At 44.4% G+C, this 19,296-nt stretch carries 15 protein-coding genes; 8 read left to right on the top strand and 7 right to left on the bottom strand.

The window, feature by feature from the left end:
- Window positions 1-409 precede the first annotated feature (409 nt).
- The 7 genes from AC1EK4_RS09445 to AC1EK4_RS09415 form a co-directional block, all read right to left on the bottom strand.
- Window positions 410-2,458 (bottom strand): RagB/SusD family nutrient uptake outer membrane protein, encoded by a 2,049-nt coding sequence (locus AC1EK4_RS09445; protein WP_480358039.1) that lies wholly within the window; start codon window positions 2,456-2,458, stop codon window positions 410-412.
- Between the two features lie 27 nt (window positions 2,459-2,485).
- The gene (locus tag AC1EK4_RS09440) at window positions 2,486-5,731 is read right to left on the bottom strand and encodes a SusC/RagA family TonB-linked outer membrane protein (RefSeq protein WP_036900812.1); all 3,246 of its coding nucleotides are present in this window, start codon (window positions 5,729-5,731) and stop codon (window positions 2,486-2,488) included.
- Between the two features lie 260 nt (window positions 5,732-5,991).
- Window positions 5,992-7,542 carry a sulfatase gene (locus AC1EK4_RS09435; protein WP_036896007.1) on the bottom strand — a complete coding sequence of 517 codons (1,551 nt, stop codon included), beginning with the start codon at window positions 7,540-7,542 and terminating at the stop codon, window positions 5,992-5,994.
- Window positions 7,543-7,605: 63 nt separating this feature from the next.
- Complete coding sequence (locus AC1EK4_RS09430; RefSeq protein WP_480358036.1) at window positions 7,606-8,640, bottom strand: Rid family hydrolase; 1,035 nt, start codon at window positions 8,638-8,640, stop codon at window positions 7,606-7,608.
- Between the two features lie 114 nt (window positions 8,641-8,754).
- A complete protein-coding gene (locus AC1EK4_RS09425; protein ID WP_036896010.1) occupies window positions 8,755-9,135 on the bottom strand; it encodes a FecR domain-containing protein in 381 nt (126 codons plus the stop codon).
- Between the two features lie 75 nt (window positions 9,136-9,210).
- Window positions 9,211-9,711, bottom strand: coding sequence for an RNA polymerase sigma-70 factor (locus AC1EK4_RS09420; protein WP_036896011.1), 501 nt, complete (start codon window positions 9,709-9,711; stop codon window positions 9,211-9,213).
- Between the two features lie 63 nt (window positions 9,712-9,774).
- Window positions 9,775-10,767 (bottom strand): malate dehydrogenase, encoded by a 993-nt coding sequence (locus AC1EK4_RS09415; RefSeq protein ID WP_036896013.1) that lies wholly within the window; start codon window positions 10,765-10,767, stop codon window positions 9,775-9,777.
- A 239-nt stretch (window positions 10,768-11,006) separates the two neighbouring features.
- Between AC1EK4_RS09415 and AC1EK4_RS09410 the strand changes: the two genes are divergently transcribed.
- The 8 genes from AC1EK4_RS09410 to AC1EK4_RS09375 all read left to right on the top strand — a co-directional run bounded on the left by AC1EK4_RS09410 (window position 11,007) and on the right by AC1EK4_RS09375 (window position 19,153).
- Window positions 11,007-12,797 (top strand): aminopeptidase P family protein, encoded by a 1,791-nt coding sequence (locus tag AC1EK4_RS09410; RefSeq protein ID WP_480358033.1) that lies wholly within the window; start codon window positions 11,007-11,009, stop codon window positions 12,795-12,797.
- Window positions 12,798-12,987: 190 nt separating this feature from the next.
- Window positions 12,988-13,458 carry an arginine repressor gene (locus AC1EK4_RS09405; RefSeq protein ID WP_036896017.1) on the top strand — a complete coding sequence of 157 codons (471 nt, stop codon included), beginning with the start codon at window positions 12,988-12,990 and terminating at the stop codon, window positions 13,456-13,458.
- 41 nt (window positions 13,459-13,499) lie between these two features.
- Entirely contained in the window at window positions 13,500-14,159 is a 660-nt protein-coding gene (locus AC1EK4_RS09400) for a GNAT family N-acetyltransferase (protein WP_052052713.1), read from the top strand.
- 20 nt (window positions 14,160-14,179) lie between these two features.
- Entirely contained in the window at window positions 14,180-15,379 is a 1,200-nt protein-coding gene (locus tag AC1EK4_RS09395) for an argininosuccinate synthase (RefSeq protein WP_036896019.1), read from the top strand.
- 241 nt (window positions 15,380-15,620) lie between these two features.
- Window positions 15,621-15,809 carry a PspC domain-containing protein gene (locus AC1EK4_RS09390; RefSeq protein WP_082721757.1) on the top strand — a complete coding sequence of 63 codons (189 nt, stop codon included), beginning with the start codon at window positions 15,621-15,623 and terminating at the stop codon, window positions 15,807-15,809.
- Window positions 15,810-15,884: 75 nt separating this feature from the next.
- The gene (argC, locus tag AC1EK4_RS09385; protein ID WP_480358031.1) at window positions 15,885-16,853 is read left to right on the top strand and encodes an N-acetyl-gamma-glutamyl-phosphate reductase; all 969 of its coding nucleotides are present in this window, start codon (window positions 15,885-15,887) and stop codon (window positions 16,851-16,853) included.
- A gap of 105 nt (window positions 16,854-16,958) precedes the next feature.
- Window positions 16,959-18,101, top strand: coding sequence for an aspartate aminotransferase family protein (locus AC1EK4_RS09380; RefSeq protein WP_036896023.1), 1,143 nt, complete (start codon window positions 16,959-16,961; stop codon window positions 18,099-18,101).
- A 266-nt stretch (window positions 18,102-18,367) separates the two neighbouring features.
- Window positions 18,368-19,153 carry a pyrroline-5-carboxylate reductase family protein gene (locus AC1EK4_RS09375; protein WP_480358029.1) on the top strand — a complete coding sequence of 262 codons (786 nt, stop codon included), beginning with the start codon at window positions 18,368-18,370 and terminating at the stop codon, window positions 19,151-19,153.
- Window positions 19,154-19,296 lie beyond the last annotated feature (143 nt).

Below are 19,296 nucleotides of genomic sequence, written 5' to 3'. Positions count from 1 at the left end.
ATATAGGGTTCACTAAATATGAATTTAATGATATTAATAGGTTGTAACTTCGATTCTGGATGGACAGACAGCATGATTACATTCTAGTACCGAAAAAGACATTTAATTTAACATTATTAAACAAAGAAGTAAAAAAAGAGGGAGATAACAGAAGGTAATGGGAGTTAATAGAAGATAACAGACTATTGCCCTTCATCTATATTCTATTTTCCTTAATCATGATTCCCTAATCCATCATCTCTTATTCTTCCTCTCTATCTCATTCTCCCTCCTCTCTAGAGATGGCTAAAATGGGGCTTATCTTTTATTCTATCAAACAAAAAAAGAGATGATGGTCGCTCAACCATCATCTCTTTTCATATTTTTCAAATCCATCACCCTCTATTGAGGAGGAACGGAATGAGTCGTCTTACTTCTCAGCATGACCACCCGCCATAGCAGGCCAGTTCACATTCTGATACATTTGGCTATTCTTGAGGTCGCGATCTGCAGCTGCTGTACGCAAGTCAGAGATACCAAGCGGGCTAAGATAGTATGCCTCATGCCAATTATAACCATCACGCAATTCATTAGAAGCAGCCATAGAGCGACTATAAGGACGGATGTATAGACCCTGAGCCTTGGAAGAAACGAGAGCATCGCTTGATTCATCAGCCTTCAAATCGCTACCATAAGACTTATACATTTCTGTCCAAAAGTTTACACCTTCAGGTATCCACTTCTTTGTAATCATGCGGTCGAATGAACGCCAGCGAATCAAATCTGCATAACGTAGACCTTCACCTGCCATCTCGTTCATACGTTCACGACGGATATTATACAACATCTTACTTACCTGATTGGTACCGGAATAAACACCAAAGTCCACTTCTTTATTCAAGTCTGTAGCTGCAATTGTTGCATCAAAATCAGGACTTACACCTGCACGCTCGCGCAAAGCTTTCCAATATGCTTTTGATGTTTCATCAATAGAATTACCATTGTTCAATTCACAATCAGCCTCCATATAGTTCAGCATCGCTTCTGATACACGGAATATAGGGCATGCGTCAGTACCTTGGCGGTTGTCATCAGGAGTCTGAGTATAGTCATATGTATAGTACTTACGTGGCTGATAACCGGTGATGCAACGAATTTCCTGATTAGTATTGGTAATATGGGTCTGAAGGCCAGTCTTCTCATCTTTACCATAATCATCATATGTCTTACCGGAATGGGGAGATGTCGGATCGGTATCAATCAACTGCTTTTCATCCCAAACAAACAACTGTAGACGTTCATCGCGACCCTCTTTTGCGTCTGCGATAGATACGTCACCCTTATAGTTGCTATCTGCATACTTAGGTTTACCACTCTTCATCAAGAAAGATTCTACAAATGCACGCGTATAGCCATCGGCACAACCTACTTTCACACGATAAGGAACATCGTGAGTATAACCTAAGCTACGACTATACTGCTTCCATAGCAATACTTCAGGAACATTGTCCAAAGCCGGCTGACTAAACATCTCGAAATAAGCATTCCATCCTGTTGGTGTACCTACAGCTGGTTGCATCTTGTGTGTACTCGCAGTAATAGTACTACCAACTTGCTTTGCAGCCTCTTTTGCTTGTTCCAAGAAGAACTTTATCTCTCCGGGAATATCAAACTTCTTACCACTGTTGTAAGCCATTTTCGCACCCGGCCAATTAGCATCGCCCGGTACGCGCCCTGAGCCCTGATGATATTTCTCGAAAGTTCCTTCAAATAAAGCCACTCTTGATTTAAATAACAAAGCTGCTTCCTTATTTAATCGTTGTCCATTATATACAGAACGGGCATATAAGTTTTTGGCAGCTACATCCAAATCACTCAAAATAAAACGAGCCACCTCATTACGAGGAACACGTTGGCTGACAGCAACCAAAGAGTCATTGTTGTCTATCAACACTTTCTTTACAACAGGAATATCGCCATAGTTAGCCAACAAATTGAAATAAAGCATGGCACGCATAAAGTAAGCTTCACCCAAACAGTTGTTAACCATAGTTGGATCACCGCTAATAGACTTAGCTGCCATACCTTTTTCTACTTGACCTATGAGATAATTACAAGTACGGATTCCACCATAACTACCCTGCAATACCTTACCGGCAGATACTTCCCAATGGTTATCAGCAAACTTAGTCGTATTGCCTCCTAAACCTTTTACAAAGATATCGGTATTCTGGTCAGAGGCAGCCTTACCATCATGCCAACCACCCCAACCGTGTGTTGCACTTGCAAATGGGGTCACAATATAACTATCATAGTAGTTATTGAGATAAGAAGCCAACTGGTCGGCACTCTTATAATAAGATTCTGGAGTGATTTGACTCACTGGTTCTAAGTCGAGTAAATCGTTACACGATGTTGTTGCCAAGGTGGCAGTAGCCACCACAGCAAACATACTTATATTTTTAATATTGATTTTCATAATAAAGAAATGCTTCTGATATTCTAATTAGAAACTAACATTTACACCAAAAGAGAATGTACGCTGCAATGGATAGAGCTTACCTCCACCCCATGCGCCACCCAAAGCTTCCGGATCGAAGACATTAGAAAGACTGGTAATAGTGAACATATTGTCGCAAGAGAAATAAATGCGGCAGTTGCTTAAACCTGCACGTGAGATAAGTGCATGCGGCAAACTATAACCTATCTGCATGTTCTTACAACGCATGTAAGCGGCACTTTGTAAGAAGCGAGTCTGTGTCTTATTGTTCTTTCTAATATCACCACTCAAGTAAGGACGTGGGTAATAAGCGTTAGGATTCTCTTCTGACCAATAGTTCAAATGCTCCTTGAATACAGTAGACTGCCACATATTACCTTGAGCACCCCAGAAGTAAGCTGCATCCTCAGCAAACATCCAATCGCGTTTCATCACACCTTGGAAGAAGATAGAGAAGTCGAAGCCCTTGTATTCTGCGTTCAATGTAATACCGAAGTTATAACGTGGAGTAGTATTACCAATCACCTTCAAGTCGCCATGGTCACCGATGGTACCGCTACCAGAGTTAACGACACCCTTATCAAGTTCTTTACCATTCTCGTCAACACGGTCTACGAGGTTGCGATACATAATATCGCCGGCTTGCCAGTTGCTCCCCCAATTAGGATTGTTGTTCTTTCTCCATTCGTCCATTTGTTCCTTGGTCTGAGCAATTCCTTCGGTCTCATAACCCCAGATTTCACCCATCTTCTTACCATTATAATTGCTATATATACTCTGATTTTCGAATTTGCCATCATAAGGATAAGTCAAAACCTTGGCAGTTGCATCAGAAAGGTTCAACTTAGCACCGTACTTCACGTCACCGATATGGTCGCGCCATCCGATTTCAAATTCCCAACCGGTAGAACGCATATCGCAGTTATTAGTCTTAGGAGCATTAGTTCCCAATACAGAACCCAAGATAGGAGCAGGACCTATCATATTTCTTGTTGTACGACTGTAAACGTCGAACGAACCAGTCAACCTATTATTGAATGCAGCCCAATCAAGACCAATGTCCCAAGTCTCAACAGTTTCCCAAGTCATGCTAGAGTTTACTATGCCCGGCAAACCTGCAACATTCTGTTGACGACCATTAATCAACCAGCTACTAGCTACAGATGCAATTCCCTGCTCTTGATAGAATGGATACCAATCCCAGAAACTTTTGTAAGTAGAGCTGGTGTTACCCAACTGTCCCCAAGAAGCACGAAGCTTCAAAGTACTGATGGTATTGCTCAATGGTTCAAAGAATTTTTCTTTAGCAATGTTCCAACCAGCCGAAACAGAGGGGAACCAAGCCCAACGTCTATCACTGGTGAAGCGAGAAGAACCGTCATAGCGAAGATTGAACTCAAACAAGTAGATTCCATCGTAATCATAGTTGATACGGCCAAAGTAACCGGCTGTAGCACGATTCCAATAAGAATCACTAGCTTTCTTATTTGCCTGAGTCTGACTCAAGAAAGGGAAATCAGGCGTAGTGAGCTGTTCACCAGAACCTGTCGCACTATCTTGGTTGTAGCGTTCATAGTTCATACCGAGCAAAACTTTCGCATTGTGCAAACCGAAACTACGAGTATAGTCGGTATAAACATTGACAGCATAATAATCTTGACGGAATCTATAATCATAATACTTTGTTACAGTGCCATATCCACTGTCGCGCAATGAAGGCTTATTGTCTTTATTATAAGTATAGATAGGCAATGACGCATTGGTTTCTTTATAGTTATTAACACGCAAAGCACCATCTGCATGGATATTCCAACCTGCAAGAGGAGTAAACGTAAAGTTAAGTTGCTGGGTAAAACTGTCGTCGAATGTCTTATAAACACCACCGTTTTCCAACTCTTCAATTTCCATTCCACCCATCCAGTGACCATTAGGATCTACAACAGGACAAGTCGGCCAACGACGAGCAATATTATGGAAGAAGAGCCCTGTCAAGTACTGAGGGCGCTCAAAGTTCTTGCGAGTCCACTTGGTAGCATATTCTACACGAGCCCAAGAAGCTAACTGTGCGTTGATTTTGCTATTCATGGTGTAGCGCTTCAATTGGTCGTGACCATGACGAATCAAACCATTTTCATGCAGATAGCCGCCACTAATCAACCAGCTGAACTTCTCTGTACCACCGCTCAAACTCAAGTTATGCTGCGTAGAAGGCACATTCTTTTTATAGAATTCAGAGAACCAATCGGTATTGGCAAACGATGCTGTATAAGCATTCCAGTCCGTTTTACCAGCAATTGTACCGTAATATTCCGGTTTTGTTGGATCAGTGAATTCACCGTTCATATACTTCTTGATATTCTCTAAAGTCTCATCAGAGAATTGGTTAGAACCACCGGCATTACGACTGGCAACATTGAAATAATTAGCCCACTCCAAAGAGTTAGCCATCTCAGGCAACTGAGTAGCTGTACTGAAGCGTACGTCACCGGAATAGTTCACTTTCACTTTACCGCTCTTACCACTCTTGGTAGTAACAAGAAGTACACCGAAAGCAGCACGTGTACCATAGATAGAAGCCGAAGCTGCATCTTTCAATACCGATACGCTCTCAATATCGTTAGGGTTCAAAGAGTTCAAGTCGCCTTCAATACCATCAATCAATACCAATGGAGCATCTGAAGAACCCTCACCGATAGAACCTGTACCACGAATAGTGAACGACATACTGTTGTTCAACTGTCCACCATTGTTGTTGGCAGAGAAAGTAAGACCAGACACAGTTCCTTGTAAAGCCTGCGTAACATTGGCAACCGGGCGGTTCTCCAAAGCTTCTGAACCTACCATACTGATAGCTCCGGTCACATTGACTTTCTTCTGTGTACCATAACCTACAACAACAACTTCGTTCAGACCGTGAGAGTCTTCTTGAAGAGTGGTGTTGATTTCCTGTCCATTCCAAACCACCTCCTTGGTTTTATAACCGATATAAGAGATGAGAATGGTACTTCCCTTACCTACATTAGGAAGAGAGAAGTTCCCGTCAAGGTCGGTAATGGCACCATTCTTGCTACCTTTTACGGTGACAGAAGCACCGATAATAGGTTCACCAGACTGATCTTTTACCACACCTGTACATTTAGATACTTGCTGGGTTATAGCAACTCCAGCTGTGTTTCCTGCGCTGACTGTCGCAGGGAAACCTCCTGCTGCCGAAAGAAGCAGCAATAACATTTGATTTAAATGATTAGACATAAAGGTAAATATTAGATATTTATTTATTTTATTAATAACAATTATTCTTATCTTAGGAATTTAGGAATCTTAAAAATATAGCCTCAAAATTACATAATAGTTAGATAGAGACAAAACTTATTTGCCTTTATTGCTCATATTTAACTATATGAACCATCGTAATTAACTAATATTAACCATAAAAACCAAAAATACAGAATATTTATCAAGTTTTTATTAAAATGTTACCACAAAGGAATATAAGTCTAGAATAACCCTTCTTATTCCTCATCTGGCCATGGACATGGCTTACCAGTCTGCTTAAACACAGGGCGTTGAGCCCCCATACTACGCAGAGAAGTACCCAGTTCTGCCGACAAAGACTTGACGAGTTGGGGCTTTGAAGCAGCCATATCATGCTTTTCACTAATATCTTTCGGAATATTGTAGAGTTCTTTCTTACCCGTCTTATAATTATAAATTAATTTCCAATCTCCCTTTCTAATTGCACAATTCAGACTGATACCGGGGCCGGTATTGCCCCAAACATTCGGATAATTCCACACCAAAGCTCTATTTTTAGATGGGTCTCCCTGCTTAGTCAGCAAGGGTACAAAACTCCGTCCATCAATTACTTGAGGCACCTTGTAGTCTTTCACTCCCGCCATCTCAAGAATAGAAGGATAAAAATCTTCTATCATCAGATATTGGTTACACCGTGTGCCGGGCTGGACACGGCGAGGCCATTTCACTATCATAGGTTCACGGATTCCACCTTCATACATAGAACCCTTCCCACAAGTAAGCGGAGCGTTCTGGGTATAAAGCGGAGCATCGCGCCACTGTAGCCCCGTGGCATATCCACCGTTATCGCTCATAAATATAATAATGGTGTTGTCGGCCTCATCGTTCTTCTCCACCCAATCCATAATGTCGCCCAAACTTTTATCCATACCTTCTACCAAAGACGCATAAGCAGCTTCCTTATCAGAGAGTCCTTTTTTCTTATACTTATCGAAGTAGCGCACATCTTTTTCTATTGGGATATGGACGGCATAATGAGCCATATAGAGATAGAATGGCTGGTTGTATTCCTTGGCCTTCTGTAAAGCTCCTATAGCCTCACGTGTCAAAGCCTCGGTGAGGAACGTACCACTGCCCCAATACTTTTCTAAAGTTGGCACAGCATGCCAAGATGCTTTCTTGCCATCTTTCTCATTGCCATAATTCTCTTCACTCAAATAGGTTGCCGGCGAGCCAATTGAATTACCTGCAATATTCACTTCAAATCCCCAATGACTAGGATTCTCCCCCGGAGTATTCCTTGCTCCCCAATGTGCCTTACCGCAATGAATGGTATGATAACCGTTCTCGCGCAATAATTCCACAAACGACTTGCCAACATAAGTATAATCTGTACCCGAAACCTGACTGATTCCGTTTACGTTCCAATCGGGAGGTGCCACGGTCTCGTCCTTACTATCGGTCGAAACTCCCTTTACTTTAGTCCAGTTAGTCACACGATGGCGAGCTGCATTTGAGCCGGTCATCAAACTACAACGGGTCGGCGAACTGATAGGTGTGGCATAGGCTTGCGTGAATAGCATACCTTGTGCAGCCAATCGCTCCATATTCGGCGTCTCATAAATGTCATTATAACGCGTGCGCTGCGTCCAAAAAGGTACGGAAGTATCTTGCCAACCCATATCATCTACCATAAAAAGGATGATATTCGGACGTTTGGTTTCATACTGTGCGGTATGTGCCATCGTTGTCAATGGACTCGTTGCCGCCAATGTCAAAATAGGTAATAACTGCTTTGATGCGTTCATTTCTTCGAATTAATGATAATGAATTATAGGTTAAGATGATATGATTAATAGATAAAAGGCAACTCATCTCTCTTTGAAAGAGCTAGAAGAGGATACCCCTTCCATTTCTATGAGCCACCCCGGCCGACATACCTTGGCATGTACGATAACATGGGGGATAGCAGGATAGAGTCGGCGGAGGAAGGCTTCCACCGGTACATAGTCTGATATGTCACGCAAATAGACTACTAGATAATCTAACTGCTGCATACGGGCTCCACCATCTTTCAGCAACATACTGATATTCTCCAACAACCGAGCCGTTTGACGCAACACATCTCCACGATAAAGTATCTGCCCTTTTTTATCGATAGAGGCTGTCCCCGATATAAAGCAACGCTGTGATAAGGCGGTCGTGATACGCGTTCCACGCTCGAAAGCCACCCCGTATTCATGCGTTGGATTTAGATATTCCAATGCTTGAAGATACTTTTTATCGCTTTCTACGATGTGGGGGAAGGTCAAGAAGTCCATTCCCACGGCAGCATGGCACACTGCTGTTGCCCCTCCAATACCTGTACTCGCAATAAAATGCGTGTCGGTGGTCAATCCATATTGTGCAAACACGTCGTTACGAGCCTTTACGATGTCGGCATAATCATTATCGATATCAGCTACATAAATCCATGTTCGCACCAAATGTTCGCTCATCGTGAGGTGTAAAGAATCGGCTATGGCTATGTATTTTTCAAACAAGAGCCGCGCCTGTTCGTAAGCATTATGACCCGACACTTCCTCATCTGTCAGTCGCAAAGCGTGGAAAAGTGTCTCCGGTGCTTGATCATCGGTCATCAACAACAGTGAGATTTTACTGCCATCGGCCGGTGCTTGCTCCACAATGGTACAATTGTTATCCGACAATAGATCTATATATAAAGGTGAATCCAGCAACTGTGCGTGCTGATTCAAGATGTCACTCAGAAATATTTTGCAATAGCATAGACTTCGACCATCTAGTTTTTCCAAATCCAGATAGTCGCCCACAGCTAAATAGAGTTCACCCAGCCGCTCGACAAAACTACCGCGACTACGAGGTGAAAACACAATATATTTATGCATAGATAGGTTTATTTCCTACAAAAATAGAAAATATTATCGAAATACAAATAGGATATAGCGGCTTATTTCATTTCATCTATAATCACATATCCTATAATCCGCAATTCTCATCCGTCATCTATTCTGCTGCATCATAACAACCTTATCACCTTGTACCTGATATTGAAGATGATAAGTCTCACCTATGATACGCAATGCTAAGGACAAATCGTCCACCGGCAGGGTTCCTGTGAAGCGGTCAGTGAGCATCAACGACACGTCCAATCGAATATCCACACCGTAAGAAGCTTCTATAGCTTCAAGCACTGCACCCAAAGCTTGGAGCTTAAACACCAACGGACCACGCTTCCAAGCACCGATATACTGTACATTGACCGACTTGGCATATTCTATACAGAAGGCATAAAGGCGCTTGGCATATAGCTTCATAGACGAGGCGAAGTGCATGGGTGAGCCTTGCTTTAAGTCGATTATGATTTGTTTCTCATCGTACATGTGAGTACCACCAGTCTTAATGACGATGCAAATATAATCAAAAACAAAATAAAACTAGAATTTTAGTATGCCCAATTAGGCACACAAACCAAGCATATAGAAAAAGGACTCCACCTTGCCACGCAATATTTTCAAGGCTTTGCTCACTTGGTGTTCTACCGTTTTCTCCGAGATACCCAACTCAGAGGCTATCTCACGGTACTTCATATTATCGCGTTTACTCATCACGAACACCTCACGGCAACGCGTAGGAAGTTTATCTATGGCAGTCCACAACTCTGCCTCATGAAAAGATCGTTCCTCTGCTTCCCCGTCGGTCAGCGTTCCTTCCAAATCAGAAGGTAGCACATTCCCGTCTATCGGGTTCGCCTTACGAATATTATCGATACACATATTTCGCACCGATGTATAGAGAAAAGCCTTCACATTGTCCACCGGCCGGTCTTTCTTCCTTTCCCACAACTTGGCAAAACATTCCTGTACCACGTCTTCGGCAGCATCAATGTCATGCAAATAGTGTATGGCATAGAGGCACAACGGGCGGTAATAATATTGAAATGTGAGCGTGATGTCCATCGGTATTACTTAAAAGGCTTACCGGGCAACCACCCGATAAGCCTTACAAAGTTATCTATCTCCTTAGAGGTTAGGATTATCCTTACCCCAATCAGCTACTGCAGGAACGATTTCGAGACCTACAATTTCATCGCGCATCTTGCAAAGATGGTCGTAAGAAGCCTTCAATGAAGCCATCTCCTCTTCTGTACCCTGTGGCAATACATAGTGTACACCGGTAGCATCGATGGTAGTAGGCATAGCCATCATTACATTGTGGAAGCCGAGCTTATCGTCGTTTACATAGCAACCTGCTGGCAATGTGAACTTCTCACCGCCCATAGCTGCCTCTATCATCTTCACTGCGTTGTAAGCAGGGCTCTGGAATGAGCTGCGACCACGGAGCTTGATAATACGTGAACCACCCTGTACAGTGTTGTGCTTGATTTCTTCCCACTTCTCAGCAGAGAGACCACAATCAGCCAAAGGCTTGCCGTCTACCTTTACTTGAGATGCAAACACTGCCATCTGCTCGCCGTGACCACCGTATGTATGTGCACCGGTTACCTTGTCTTGCTGTACACCAAACTCCAGTGCCAAAGCTTGCTGAAGACGAGTAGAGTCAAGAGCTGCGAGAGAAGTCAATTGATTTGGCTTCAAACCAGAGTGGATAAGAGCTGTCAAAGCTGTAACATCAGCGGGGTTGAAGATAACAACAACGTGCTTTACATCGGGGCAATACTTCTTGATATAGTCACCGAACTCAGCTGCAATCTTACAGTTACCTTTGAGCAAGTCCTCACGTGTCATGCCCTCTTTACGGGGAGCACCACCTGAAGAAATGATATACTTAGCACCTGTGAAAGCCTCTTCGGGATTGGTAGTCCATGTTACGTTTGCCCCAGGGAAGCCACACTGAGCGATTTCGTCAGCCACACCGTGAAGTCCGGGCTCAAAAATATCATAGAGACAAAGGTTAGGAGTCAGGCCCAATGTAAGTACGGTCTGAGCCATGTTAGAACCAATCATACCGCCGGCACCGACGATAACGAGCTTTTCGTTTGTTAAAAATTCCATAATTATTAGTTATTTTAAAAAAGTTGTAAGTCTACCATTTGATTTCCGCAAAGTTACAAAAAAATGCTTTTACAACATAGTTTGCTATCATATTAATGTGTTATTAAACTTAAAAAACGAAAGCAGAATCACGTTAAATATTCTATATGTCATGTAGATATGACAATTTGCAACATTTGCTTTTGTCCGTATCGCTTTTATTTCTTAAATTTGTCTATCATTAAACAAAACAAGTAGACATGAAAACCGCAATATCCGAACGCCTCCAATTACTGCGCGAACAGTTGAAACGTGAACATCTCGCTGCATTCATCTTCCCTAGTACCGACCCGCATCAGAGCGAGATAGTACCTTACCATTGGGCAAGCAGAGAGTGGATAACAGGCTTTGACGGCTCGGCCGGGACAGCCGTCGTCACTATGAATAGTGCCGCCTTGTGGACCGACTCGCGCTATTTCCTCGCTGCCGCCGAGCAATTAAGCGGAACGGAATTCCAATTGATGAAAATGGGACTGCCCGAAACACCGTCTATCACAGAATGGTTGGCTCATGAACTACACGAACTTGACGGACCGGAAATAGGTATCGACGGCATGGTAGAGAGTAGCGTGGAGGCAGAAACACTCATCGCTGAGATGAGAGAGCACGGTGGTATCACCGTACGCACCAACTTCGACCCATTGCAACAGATATGGAATGACCGACCGGAGATTCCACTCAACCCCATCATGCTGCACCCTTTGAAATATGCGGGAGAAGACACAATCTCCAAACTCCGGCGCATTCGTCAGGCACTACGCGAAAAACATGCCGACGGCATGCTCGTCTGCGCACTCGACGACATAGCTTGGACACTCAACTTACGTGGCAGCGACATCCCTTGCAATCCACTTTTCGTGAGCTATTTACTCATATCGAGTACAACAGCCACTCTCTTCGTTGACTCACGAAAGCTATCACCCGAAGTAGAAGCCTATCTGCAAACAGCGCATATAGACGTTGCTCCCTATGAAAAAGTAAAAGAAGGATTGGCGCACTATTTTGAATACAACATACTCATAGACCCTTCAGAAGTAAACTACACGTTGAGCAAGGCTATCAAATGTCAAGCTGTCGTATGCGAAACATCACCCATCCCCGTCTTGAAAGCTATCAAGAATTCTACTGAGATAGCCGGCTTTCGCCAAGCCATGAAGCGCGACGGCATCGCCATGGTGAAATTCCTACGATGGTTACGACCGGCCGTGGAAGCCGGTGGACAAACAGAAATAACCGTAAGCGACCGACTGGAGCAGTTCAGGGCGGAGCAAGCGCTCTACAAGGGGGTGTCATTCCCCACCATATCAGCTTACGAAGCCCATGGAGCCATCGTACACTACGAGCCTACAACAGCCACCGACATTCCACTCAAACCTTGCGGATTCATACTCATAGACAGCGGAGCACAGTATCTAGACGGCACGACCGACATCACACGCACCATCCCACTCGGCCCCATCACCGACGAACAGCGCCATATCTACACCCTTGTACTGAAGGCACACATACAACTAGAGCTTTGTAAATTCCCCGATGGAACGAGTGGCACACGCATCGACGCCGTAGCTCGTCAACCGCTTTGGCGCGAAGGACTAAACTTCATGCATGGCACAGGACACGGTGTGGGCAGCTATCTATGTGTTCACGAGGGGCCTCATCAGGTGCGACAGGAATACAAACCAGCTCCCCTGCATGCCGGAATGACCATCACCGATGAACCGGGTATCTACCTTGCCGGAAAGTTCGGTGTCCGTATTGAGAACACCCTCATCGTAGAAGACTATCAAACCACTGCCATGGGACATTTCCTACAGATGGATTCCTTGACCTTATGCCCCATTGATTTGAGTGCCGCCGACCTATCTCTGCTTACCCCCGAAGAACGATCATGGCTCAACAGCTACCATCAGCATGTCTACGACGAACTTGCACCGGAACTCAATACCGATGAGAGAGCGTGGTTAAGAGAAGCGACCAAAGCAGTGAAGTAATCCTTATTTTATCGAATAGCCGAAGTTTTGACTATTCAATTTACCAAGCTCCCGTGTTGCATATTTATGCACTAAAAAGACCAATACCTCATAATTTATCACCTAAATATGCAATTTTATACAAAAATATTTGGTTATTCATGCAACAATACATACTTTTGCAACCGTATAATGAATAAAAATACAAAGCATGAAAGATAAAGGAAGCAGAATAGACGCCCTCAAGATGCTCATTTCCAGCAAGGAATTAGGAAGCCAAGAGGAAGTGTTGAAAGCATTGCAACAAGAAGGTTTCAAATTGACACAAGCCACATTGAGTCGCGACATGAAGCAACTGAAAGTGGCAAAGGCTGCCAGCATGAACGGTAAATACGTATATGTATTGCCCAACGAGACGATGTACAAGCGCGTACATAAACCTATGAGCGTGCTGGAAATGATGAATACACCGGGCTTTCTATCGGCCAACTTCTCTGGAAACATGGGAGTCATCAAGACAAGACCGGGCTATGCGAGCAGCATAGCGTACAACATTGACATGAACGACATACCGGAAATCTTGGGAACAATAGCCGGCGACGACACCATATTTATAGTATTAAAGGAAGGGGTAAGCGAACAAGCGGTGTTGAAGAAACTTTATTCAATTACTTCCATGTAAATCTTTCAACACCATACATTCATGGGGATAATAACAAAAAGATGAAAGAACAAGACCAAACTACAGAAACAGCCTCCCCCATTACAGTTTCGAGACCGAAAGACAAGATTCAAGTGGTAGTGGCCGATCCCTCCCACGAGATATACGTAGACACCATTTTAAAGACTATTGAAGAAGCGGCAAAAGTGCGTGGTACCGGTATTGCCAAGCGTACACACGAATATCTAGCTACTAAAATGAAAGAGGCGAAGGCCGTCATTGCCTTGGATGGCGATAAGTTTGCCGGATTCAGCTATATCGAGACATGGGGAAACAAGCACTATGTGACAACTTCAGGCCTCATCGTGCATCCCGATTACCGCGGACTAGGACTGGCCAAACGCATCAAAGACATGACTTTCACGTTGGCACGCAAGCGTTGGCCACACGCAAAAATATTCTCATTAACATCCGGATCGGCCGTGATGAAGATGAACACCCAATTAGGTTATCATCCCGTAACATTCAGTGATTTAACCGACGACGAATCTTTTTGGCGCGGATGTGAGGGATGTGTGAATAAAGATGTGCTCCATCGAACAGGCCGTAAATACTGTATTTGCACTGCCATGCTTTTCGATCCGGAGGAACAGCTGCCCGCAAAGATTCCCGCAGAAGTGATGGAGCGGGTCATGAAGATAGAAAATGGATACAAAGAATAATGATTGAAAGGAAATAGAATATGGGAAAGAAAAAAGTCGTAGTAGCCTTCTCAGGCGGACTTGACACCTCATACACCGTAATGAAACTCACCCAAGACGGGTGGGATGTATATGCCGCATGCGCTAACACCGGCGGTTTTAGTGCCGAACAGCTCAAGACCAACGAGGCAAACGCCTATAAATTAGGTGCCGTAGCCTACGCTACGCTCGACGTCACACAGGAGTATTACGAGAAAAGTTTGAAGTATATGATATTCGGAAACGTAATGAGAAACAATTGTTATCCCATATCCGTATCATCAGAACGTATCTTCCAAGCCATCGCCATTGCCCGCTATGCAAAAGAAATTGGAGCTGATGCCATCGCCCATGGTTCTACCGGAGCCGGCAACGACCAAATTCGATTCGACATGACTTTCCTTGTCATGGCTCCGGGAATTGAGATTATCACCCTCACACGCGACAAAGCGTTGAGTCGTCAAGAGGAAGTGGACTACTTAAACGAACATGGATTCTCGGCCGACTTCACCAAATTAAAATACAGCTACAACGTAGGTATCTGGGGAACTAGTATCTGTGGCGGTGAATTACTAGACCCCACACAGGGATTACCCGAAGAAGCTTACTTGAAACATGTCACTTGTAATGAAGAAACCGATCTCAAAATCACATTTAAGAAAGGTGAGATTGTGGCAGTCAACGGTGAACTGTTCGATGACAAGATAGCCGCTATTCAAAAGATAGAAGAGATAGGTGCAGCCTACGCCATTGGTCGTGACTGCAACGTTGGAGACACAATTATCGGTATCAAAGGCCGTGTAGGCTTCGAAGCCGCTGCTCCAAAATTGATTATCGAAGCCCATAGATTGTTGGAAAAGAGCACGCTCAGCAAGTGGCAACAGTACTGGAAAGAGCAGGTAGCCAATTGGTATGGCATGTTCTTGCACGAGAGTCAATATCTCGAACCGGTGATGCCAGATATCGAAGCGATGCTCACCAGCTCACAACGCAACGTAAACGGTACCGCCATCTTAAAACTTCGCCCCTATGGTTTCCAAACTGTTGGCGTAGATAGTGACGACGATTTGACGAAATCCAAGCTCGGAGAATATGGCGAGATGCAACATGGATGGACTGCCGAAGAGGCCAAAGGGTTTATCAAGGTAAGCTCTACACCGCTGCGAGTATACTACGGGGCACATCCGGGAGAGGAGAGGTAAGAACCTCCCCCATCCCCTCCCAAGGAGGGGAGTCCACCTGTCAACTTGTTTACTAGCCAACTCAAGAACTCAGAAACTTAAGAACTTAGAGGCTCAAAAAGACTTGTCAACTTGTTTACTAGCCAACTCAAGAACTCAAAGACTTAGGAACTTAGAGACTCGAAAAGACTGGTCAACTCGTTTACTAGCCAACTCAAGAACTCAAAGACTCAAGAACTTAGAAACTTAAAAAAATCACCAAATGTCAACAGGAAAAAGAATTTATCGACCTAAAGACCGCATGGTTGCTGGCGTATGTAGTGGTATTGCAGCATATTTCGACTTCGACCCGACGCTCACACGCATTCTCTACACTCTGCTAACCATCTTCACCGCATTCAGCGGAGTCATTCTTTATTTGATATTATGGCTTATCGTGCCGAGTGAATAAGGGGATTATTGATAGCAAATAAATACCCAGCAACTCAGAAACTAAAAAACTCACCAACTTATAAACTCATAACAAATGATTAAAGTAGGAATCTTCGGTTCAGCCGGATATACAGGTGGCGAACTCATTCGTCTGCTATTGAATCACCCGGAAGCTGAAATCGTATTTGCAAACAGCGAGAGTAACGCCGGCAATCCTTTGACCGATGTTCACGAAGGCTTGTATGGTGAGACCGATATGAAGTTTACCGATGAAATGTCTTTCGACAAAGTAGACGTCGTTTTTTTCTGCTTTGGACACGGAAAGAGCGAGGCCTTCTTGAAAGAGCATACTATTCCTGACCACGTGAAGATTATAGATCTGGCACAAGACTTCCGTTTAGAAGCTCTCGGCAATGACTTTGTGTATGGCTTACCCGAACTCAATAAAGAGAAGATAGCCCACGCCCAGCACGTAGCCAATCCCGGATGCTTCGCCACTTGCATCCAACTGGGACTGCTCCCCGCTGCAAAACTCGGTATCATCAAGGAAGATGTGGCTGTGAATGCTATCACTGGAAGCACCGGAGCCGGACAAAAACCGGGTGCAACGACGCACTTCTCATGGCGTAACAACAACATGAGTATCTACAAAGCATTCAAACATCAGCATGTACCGGAGATTCGACAGAGTCTGAAACAAGTCCAAGGCCAGCTGGAGGCAAACATTGATTTCATTCCCTATCGCGGTGATTTTGCCCGCGGTATCTTTGCCACTGAGGTGATCAAAACCGACGTCGACATCGACACCATCATCAAAGCATACAAAGATTTCTACCAAGACGCAGCCTTCACCCACTATGTAGACAAGGCCATCGACCTGAAAGAGGTGGTCAACACCAACAAGGTACTCGTGCATTGCGATAAGATAGACAACAAACTTCTCATCACTTGTTGTATCGACAACCTCTTGAAAGGTGCAGTAGGACAGGCTGTCCAAAATATGAACATCATGTTTGGAATCGACGAAACCACCGGGCTGAAATTAAAAGCTAGTGCATTTTAGCCCCACCCCCAGCCCTTCTAAAAAGAGGAAAAAATAAAACAACGCCTCCTTACAAAAGCCCCCTCCTTTAGGGAGGGGGTTGGGGGAGGCCCAACATACACACCCATGAAACTATTCGACGTATATCCACTATTCGATGTAAACATCGTGAAAGGCCGGGGATGCAAGGTCTGGGACGACCAAAACCAAGAATACCTAGACCTTTATGGTGGCCATGCCGTCATCAGCATCGGTCATTGTCATCCGCATTATATAAAGCGGATAACACAACAACTCAACGAATTAGGATTCTATTCCAATTCTGTCATCAACAAGCTACAAGTAGAATTAGCCGAGCGACTGGGCAAGATTTCCGGTTACGAAGACTATAGTCTCTTCCTCGTCAACTCCGGGGCAGAGGCCAACGAGAATTGTCTGAAGTTAGCATCGTTCCATCATGGACGCAAACGTATATTGTCTGTAACCAGAGCTTTCCACGGTCGTACGTCGTTGGCAGTAGAAGTTACCGACATTCCTAAGTACGTTGCGCCGGTCAACGAGACCAACAACGTAACCTTCTTACCAATGAATGACCTCGCTGCTTGGGAATCCGAACTGGCCAAAGGCGATGTATGCGCCTGCATCTTGGAATGTATTCAGGGTGTCGGAGGCGTCAATATGGTCACTCCAGAATTCGCGCAAGGTCTACAAACGGCTTGTCGCAAATACGGTACGGTACTCATCTGCGACGAGATACAATGCGGTTACGGTCGTTCAGGAAAATTCTTTGCCCACCAATGGTTGGGCATTCGTCCCGACCTTATCAGCATGGCCAAAGGCATTGGCAATGGTTTTCCGATGTCCGGTATCCTCATCTCGCCAGAGTTTGAAGCCGTTTATGGACAGTTAGGCACCACCTTTGGCGGAAACCATTTAGCTTGTACGGCAGCCTTGGCAGTACTCGATGTATTCGAACAAGAACACTTAGTGGAAAATGCCAACACGGTTGGTACCTATTTTATAGACCAACTGAACAAGCTAAAAGAGGAAAACAGCCACATCATAGAGGTTCGCGGACGCGGCCTGATGATTGGTGTCGTCATGGATATTCCTCATAAAGAGGTGCGTCATAAGCTCATCTACGAGCAACATTGCTTTACCGGATGTGCCGGAACCAACATTCTCCGCATTCTCCCTCCCCTCTGTTTAAGTAGAGAAGAGGTAGATGAGTTCATGAGAAGATTTAGAGTTGTACTGGAAGAGATATAGTTTAAGAGATAATGGGAAGTTTTATAGGAGTTATCAGGAGTTATCTGAAGTTAATGGGAGATGTTTAATAGAAGATAGTGGGAGTAAACGGGAGTAAATAGGAGTTAATAGACAAATGTTTAAAGTATAAGATATGGACAAATGTCCGCTATCTCCTATTAACTTCAGATAACTCCTGATAACTCCTATAAACCATCTCCCATTAACTCCCGCTTACTTCTGTTATCTCCCATAAAATATCCCATTCCTCCCATAAAAATAAACCTATGAAAATAAGTATTATCGGAGCAGGTGCCATGGGTGGCTCATTTGCCGAAGGACTGCTCAAAAGCGACATTGTAAAACCGGCGGATGTGACCGTAGCCAATCCCCATTCCGACAAGCTAGACCGCTTTGCCGAACTCGGCGCAAGCGTCACCACAGACAACAAGGCAGCCGTAGTAGATGCCGATGTAGTAGTCTTCGTGGTTAAACCATGGTTGGTTGAACATGTTATTAACGAGGTAAAACCTTTCATGGATTACACTCGACAGATGGTCATTAATATGGCTGCTGCCGTCGATGCCAACCAACTAAAAGCATGGTTGGATAAAAATGGTATCGTCCCCCCACTCTTTCAAGTGATTCCCAACATCGCCATCGCCGTGAGAGCATCCATGACTTTCATAGTCCCAGTGGGCACCGACGATGGTCAAACAGCCACCATCAAGCAGATTTTCGACGACTTGGGACAAACCTACATCACCGATGAACAACACTTGGGAGCCGGAACGACACTAGCCAGTTGCGGTATCGCTTATGCCATGCGCTACTTCCGGGCTGCTTCTGAGGGTGGCGTAGAACTAGGTTTCAAGGCCGATGTGGCCAAAGACATCGTGCTACAGACTGTAAAAGGAGCGGTAGAACTACTTCAAGCCAACGGAAATCACCCCGAAATAGAAATAGATAAGGTGACGACACCGGGTGGTTTGACCATTCGCGGACTCAACGAAATGGAACACGCAGGCTTTACCAGTGCCGTGATTAGGGGGCTGAAAGCCGGACTTAAATAGTTCGTTGCACCCACTTATCAACTCGTTCATTTATCAACTCGCCCACTCTTATTTTTCTAAAGAGGCTCTTTTAGCTTGCTGCAAAGCCTCTTCAGTGATGCTGCACGGGCTTAACAGCAATGCTGAAATGCCCTTGCAGCAAA

The organism is Prevotella sp. C0026C3 (genome assembly GCF_056590795.1).
Note: the sequence above shows the minus strand (reverse complement) of the source record. Positions and strands in the feature narration are given on the sequence as shown.